Raw genomic sequence first — 2,067 nt, 5'->3', positions numbered from 1 at the left:
GCGGTACCGGGGGGCAGCGCCCCGGTACCGTGTCGCATGCCACCCGGCGTGCGGCGGTGCGTTCAAGCGGCGGGCAGCAACGGTGCCAGCACCGGCTCCAGCTGCTGGCGCCGCCAGCCAGCCAGTGCGTTCGGCCACTGGCGGCTTTCCAGGTAGCTTTCCAGATGCTTGCGCGAGGCCAGCACGCCGTCGGGCAGGCCCAGTTCGGCGGTGCGTGCACTGACCGCATCCTGCAGACGCTTCAGGGCCTGCTTGTTGCTGTCGGTGCCGGGCAAGGCGAGCGGTGCGTCGGCTTCGTCGTCGAGCGGCGTGGTCAATGCCTCCCAGACCGGCGCGAGCAGCTTGCGCGGGGCTTTCGGGAACCCTTCCATCAGCTTGTCCAGCGCCGCCATGTCCGCCGGCGGGGTGCGCGCGAGCAGGGCCGCCAGTTCGTTGTCCAGGATCCAGCTGCGCGGCTTGTCGCTGCTGCGCGCCTGCACATCGCGCCAGCGCAGCAGGCGCAGCAGGCGCATCTGTGCCGCGGCGTCCATGAACTGCGCCGAGCGCATCGCCACGTGCGGCCAGCGGTCTTCGTCGTTCTCGACGCTGGCCAGCAGGCGTTCGGCGTCGTCCTGCAACCACTGGCGACGGTCCAGCTCGCCCAGCTTGGCGTCGATCGCATCGTGGATGGCGAACAGGTACTCCACGTCATCGGCGGCGTAGTCCAGCTGCGCTTCCGACAGCGGCCGACGCATCCAGTCCGAGCGCGTCTCGCCCTTGGCCAGGGTCACCCCGGTGATCGCGTTGACCAGCTTCTGGTAGCCCATGCCGCCGCCGATGCCGGCCAGCGCCGCGCCGATCTGGGTATCGAACAGCGGCCGCGGCAGCACGCCGCAGGCGACCTTGAAGGTCACCAGGTCTTCGCTGGCGCTGTGCATGATCTTCAGGATGCTGGTATCGGCCAGCCACGTGGCCAGGGCCTCGTTCATGCCGGGAATCAGCGGGTCGATCAGCAGAATCTCCTCGCCAACGGCCATCTGCACCAGGGCCAGCTGCGGCCAGTAGGTGCGTTCGCGGATGAATTCGGTGTCCAGCCCGATGCGGGTGGGGCGCTGGCGGTAGCGCTCGTCCAGTTCCGCCGGGGTTTTGATCCAATAAGCCACGTGGGTTCCGTCTACTGCAGGGGGTGCACAGGGGGAGCAGGATAACGCGCCGTGGTCGGCCTGCGCGCCGGTATCATGAACCTGTCACCGCGTGGCGGCCGGCGCGGCTTGCCTCACCCGGTCGGATTCAGCAATGCTCGTGCCTGGCTGCAAGGAACCTGATTTTGCGCAACTCTGTCCTTTCCGCGTCGCTGTTGGCCGGTGTGCTGGTCGCCCTGGCCGCATGCTCGGCCGATGCACCGCCGCCGCCCGCGGCGGTGGCCAAGCCGGCTGCGCGTGCCCAGCCGGCCGCTGCGGCGCCGGCTGCGCGGGTGACCATCGGGGGCGAGGACGCGGCCGAGACCGTGCAGCGCTGGCAGCCGCCCGCGGTGGAGATTGCCGACGACGGTATTGCGGCGGCGCGCCGCCAGGCTGCGCAGGCCTTCGAGCAGGGCCGGTTGTACGAGGATGCGCAGGCGGCGGTTCCGCTCTGGCTCGCGCTGCTGCAGCGCGATGCCAAGGACCGCCAGGCCGTGGCCGGGCTGAAGCGCGCACGCCAGCAGCTGCTGGAGGATGCCAACGCGTTGCTGGTCCGGCCGCTGAAGCAGCGCGAGGCCGTGGCGCAGGCCAGCGACATGGCCCTGGTGCTGCTCACCATCGCCCCCGACGACCCGCGCGTTCGCCAGCTGCAGTCGCGGGTGGAAATCGCGCAGCGGGTGATCGCCTACAACCGTGCCGGCGAAGAGGATCTGCGCGCCGGCCGGATCGGGGAAGACGGCGATGGCGCCATTCCCAACTTCCGTGAGGCGCTGGCGCTCAATCCTGACGACGCCCGCGCCCGCCAGGGCCTGGCCGCCGCCGAGAGCGGGTTGATCGGCCGTGCGGAAACCGCCGCGCGTGCCAGCGATTTCGCCACGGCGGGAACCTGGCTGGCCGAGGCGGCCAA

At 70.6% G+C, this 2,067-nt stretch carries 1 protein-coding gene and 1 pseudogene; one reads left to right on the top strand and one right to left on the bottom strand.

Annotated elements, in window-relative coordinates; all coding sequences use genetic code 11:
• Positions 1–62: 62 nt before the first annotated feature.
• Complete coding sequence (rnd, locus tag DBR34_RS19955; protein WP_128098071.1) at positions 63–1,142, bottom strand: ribonuclease D; 1,080 nt, start codon at positions 1,140–1,142, stop codon at positions 63–65.
• 257 nt (positions 1,143–1,399) lie between these two features.
• Here rnd and DBR34_RS24275 point away from each other — a divergent pair.
• Positions 1,400–2,067 (top strand): annotated as a pseudogene (locus DBR34_RS24275) (formylglycine-generating enzyme family protein); the annotation flags it as partial.

It is taken from the genome of Stenotrophomonas sp. HMWF003, assembly GCF_003061285.1.
GTDB lineage: Bacteria > Pseudomonadota > Gammaproteobacteria > Xanthomonadales > Xanthomonadaceae > Stenotrophomonas > Stenotrophomonas maltophilia_AP.
This window is presented reverse-complemented; position numbering and strand designations above follow the sequence as displayed.